Below are 3,904 nucleotides of genomic sequence, written 5' to 3'. Positions count from 1 at the left end.
GTGCGCGCTGTTCGTTGCGATCGGACGATTTGCGCTCGGTGTTTTCCGAACGGATCGCTTCCTTGCGCGAGCGCCGTTCGCCGACGTCGGCGGCTGCCGCTGCGACCTCGGCCACCGGCTGGTCCTCGCGGACTGTTTCCGGTGCCGTGTCTTCGCTGCGCTTGGCGTGGCGTTCGCGCGGTTTGCGCTCGCCGCCCTTTTCCCTGCTGCGGTCGTCGTCCTTGCGGCCGGCGCGGCGCGGTGCGCCCTTGCCACGGCGCGGAGCATCGTCCTCGCCGCCTTCGCTGGCAACCACCGTCGACAAGTCGCCGTCATGCCATTCGATCTTATTGCCGATCAGCCGCTCGATGGCGTCGATGTATTTGGTGTCCGACTTGGTCGCGATGGTGAAGGATTTTCCGGAGCGTCCGGCGCGGCCGGTACGGCCGATACGGTGGACATAATCCTCGGCATGGATCGGCACGTCATAGTTGAAGACATGGCTGACGTCGGGGATGTCCAAGCCGCGCGCGGCGACGTCGGAAGCGACGAGGTAGCGCAGCTTGCCGTCGCGGAAATTGGCCAGCATCTGCATGCGCGCGCGCTGGTCCATGTCGCCATGCAGCGCACCGGCGTCGAAATCATACTTCAGCAGCGAGCGGAACAGTTCCGACACTTCGACCTTGCGGTTGCAGAAGATGATGGCGTTCTTCAGTTCGGCATCTTCGGCCTTGATCAGGTTGCGCAGCGTCTCGCGCTTGTCCCACGGCTTGGAGCCTGATTTGACCAGCCGCTGGGTGATGTTGGTGGCGGCGGACGCGGCCTTCGAGACCTCGACGCGCACCGGCGCATGCAGGAATTTCTCGGTCAGCTTGGTGATTTCCGGCGGCATCGTCGCCGAGAAGAACAGCGTCTGCCTGGTGAACGGGATCATCTCGCAGATGCGCTCGATGTCGGGAATGAAGCCCATGTCGAGCATGCGGTCGGCTTCGTCGATGACGAGGATCTCGACGCCATTGAGCAACAGCTTGCCGCGCTCGCGGTGATCGAGCAGGCGACCGGGCGTCGCGATCAGCACGTCGACGCCGCGCTCCAGCTTCTTGTTCTGTTCGTCGAATGAGACACCGCCGATCAGGAGCGCGATGTTGAGCTTGTGGTTCTTGCCATATCGGATGAAATTCTCTTCGACCTGCGCGGCGAGTTCGCGCGTCGGTTCCAGGATCAGCGTGCGCGGCATACGGGCGCGGGCCCGGCCGTTTTCGAGGCGGGTCAGCATCGGCAGCACGAAGGAAGCCGTCTTGCCAGTGCCGGTCTGGGCGATGCCCAAAATATCCTTGCCGAGCAAGGCGTGCGGGATCGCACCAGCCTGGATCGGCGTCGGCTGGGTGTAGCCGGCGTCGGTGACTGCGGAAAGGACCTTCGGCGACAGGCCGAGGTCTGCGAAGGTCAACGCTTCTTGAGCGGTCGTGGTGTCTGAGGACAAGTGTTGTTGTCTTTGGCTGGTTCGGGGAAGCGCAACGGCGTCTAATGGCGTCGCGGCAAGCGCCACGCGCCTGCAAGATCGGTATTGCAATTAGGAGCAAGCCCTCGATTTGTCAACAGAAACGGGCAGCAATGGCACGATTGTGAAGTTGTAACCTTAATCGGGATGCTTAATCGACCTGTCGGTCGCAGAGCCGGCTCAATAGCGGAACTGTTCGGCGAGAATACGCTCGTTCCAGGAATGATTGGGATCGAACAGCAACGTTGCTGTCGCCGTGGGTGATTCTCGCACCGTTACCGAGGTCACCGCCTTGACCTCGGTATGGTCGGCGGCGGCGTTCACCGGCCGCTTTTCCGGCTCGCGGATGTCGAAGCGCACCGTCGCTTTGTTGGAGAGCAGCGCGCCGCGCCAGCGGCGCGGGCGAAACGGGCTGACCGGGGTCAGCGCCAGCAGCGGCGCGTCGAGCGGCAGGATCGGCCCGTGCGCCGAAAGATTGTAGGCGGTGGACCCGGCCGGGGTTGCGATCATGACGCCGTCGCAGTTCAGTTCCTCAAGCCGGACCTGTTCGTCGACGGTGATGCGGATCTTGGCCGTCTGGTACGATTGACGCCACAGCGCCACCTCGTTGATAGCCAGTGCCGAAATCGTTTCGCCTTCCGAGGTCACGGCCAGCATCTCCAGCGGGCGGATGGTTTCGGCGACGGCGGCTTCGAGACGCTCGGTCAGGCCACCGGAACGATACTCGTTCATCAGGAAGCCGATGGTGCCACGGTTCATGCCGTAGACCTTCTTGCCGGTCCCCATCGTGTCGCGCAGGGTCTGCAGCAGGAAGCCGTCACCCCCAAGGGCAACGACGATCTCGGCCTCCTCGACGGAAGACTGGCCATAGCGCGCCGACAGGCTTTCCAGCGCCGTCTTGGCGTCAGCGGTGTCGGACGAGACGAAGGCGATGTGGCTGGCGGCTTTGCTCATGGCTCCCCGATGACGACCGGTTGGCAGCGGCAGGGCCGCGCCAATTTCGGGGTAGCATGGGCGGGGTAGGTCTGCAAACGGAGCCGCCATCCCGGATGGCAATGCCATTCCGGGATGGCGAGGCGACCGCGGGACGGCGGATGCGGACATGCGTTCGCGTATCATGTCAAAGGCTACGCGAATGTGATGGTTAAGACCGGCCTTAAAGTCTCGTAAAGCCGGATCGGTCATGTTAGCCGGCAGTGGATGGGTGGCGTGGGGGCTAGCTAGTCGAGGCCGACATATTGCCGGTAACACGCCTGATCATTGTCTTTCTGATGCTGGGAAGCTTCGCGCTGCTCTTTGCCGAACTGGTGCGCCAGTCCGAAGAGACGAGCTTCCGACCGCAGCCCACGGCGTCGCGCTGTGGTGACGCAGCCGGAGCGCCATGCCCGCAAAGGGCGCTGTAGCGCTGTAACCTGATCATCCTTTCGGATGACCGGCGGCATTGGCGGCCGCTTCGGTGCGCGACATCGCGCGGCAGTTTCTCTCCTTAAAAACAGAGGCCGGTCGGCTGCCGCACGTTCCACTCGTGAAAGCTTGCTGTTTGCACTCGCGGCGCTTGGCGGTGTAGATGGGTGCACCGATTGGCGGAAAGGTTTTTGGGTAGCCTCGTATCCGCCGTTGTTGGGAAACAAGCCCTGCGGCTCGTTGACTGGCCGGGTGTCTGGAGCAGGGGGGCCATGTCGCGCAGCGTGTTGATTTCTGGTGGCTGCGGCTTCCTCGGCTCACATCTGGTCGACCGTCTGTTGCGGCGAAGCGATCTGGAAAAGCTGATCGTCGTCGACAATCTTTGGACCGGGACGCGAGACAACGTCGCACATGTCGCCGATCCGCGTTTCGATCTGCAGATTGCCGATGCCGAAAGCTTTTCATCCCTTCAACGCTTCGATGAGATCATTCATCTCGCGTCGCCGGCTTCGCCGCTTTGGTACATGCGCGAGCCGGTACGCACGATCAAGGCCAACATCGGCGGCGCGCTCAATCTTCTGACGCTGCTCAAGCCCGGCGGCCGTTTCTGCTTCGCCTCGACCTCGGAAGTCTATGGCGACCCCCTGGTTTCACCCCAACCCGAGAGTTACAGGGGATCGGTGGACTGCACCGGTCCCAGGGCCTCTTATGATGAAAGCAAGCGCTGCACCGAGGCATTGCTGTTCGAACAGCAGCGGGTTGTCGGGCTCGACATTCGCGTCGTCAGGATTTTCAACACATATGGGCCGCGAACCCGCATCGACGATGGACGCGCCGTTTCGAACTTTGCCATCCAGGCTCTGACAACCGGGGTGCTGACGGTCTATGGCGACGGGTCCCAATCGCGCAGTTGGGGTTATGTCGACGACATCGTCGAGGGGCTGGAACGTTACTTCTGGCGCGACGGCATCTCGCATCGCGGCCCTCTGAACATCGGCAACGATCACGAGGTTTCCGTCC

3 protein-coding genes are annotated in these 3,904 nt (G+C 62.7%); 1 reads left to right on the top strand and 2 read right to left on the bottom strand.

The genetic code is table 11. The features are described from left to right. Both EN949_RS33555 and EN949_RS33550 read right to left on the bottom strand, forming a co-directional pair. Positions 1-1,462: DEAD/DEAH box helicase (locus EN949_RS33555; RefSeq protein WP_206534991.1), on the bottom strand; the 1,462-nt coding region annotated here is incomplete at its 3' end. A 198-nt stretch (positions 1,463-1,660) separates the two neighbouring features. Further along, positions 1,661-2,434 carry an NAD kinase gene (locus tag EN949_RS33550; protein WP_013531374.1) on the bottom strand — a complete coding sequence of 258 codons (774 nt, stop codon included), beginning with the start codon at positions 2,432-2,434 and terminating at the stop codon, positions 1,661-1,663. Between the two features lie 722 nt (positions 2,435-3,156). On the opposite strand from EN949_RS33550, the gene EN949_RS33545 reads away from it, so the two are divergent. Beyond that, positions 3,157-3,904: NAD-dependent epimerase/dehydratase family protein (locus EN949_RS33545; RefSeq protein WP_127371935.1), on the top strand; the 748-nt coding region annotated here is incomplete at its 3' end.

It is taken from the genome of Mesorhizobium sp. M7A.F.Ca.US.007.01.2.1, assembly GCF_003998165.1.
Classification (GTDB): Bacteria; Pseudomonadota; Alphaproteobacteria; order Rhizobiales; family Rhizobiaceae; genus Mesorhizobium; species Mesorhizobium ciceri.
Note: the sequence above shows the minus strand (reverse complement) of the source record. Positions and strands in the feature narration are given on the sequence as shown.

Excerpts from the sequence above, each read along its gene's own strand:
- EN949_RS33550 (WP_013531374.1), bottom strand. The coding sequence starts at position 2,434 with ATGAGCAAAGCCGCCAGCCACATCGCCTTCGTCTCGTCCGACACCGCT.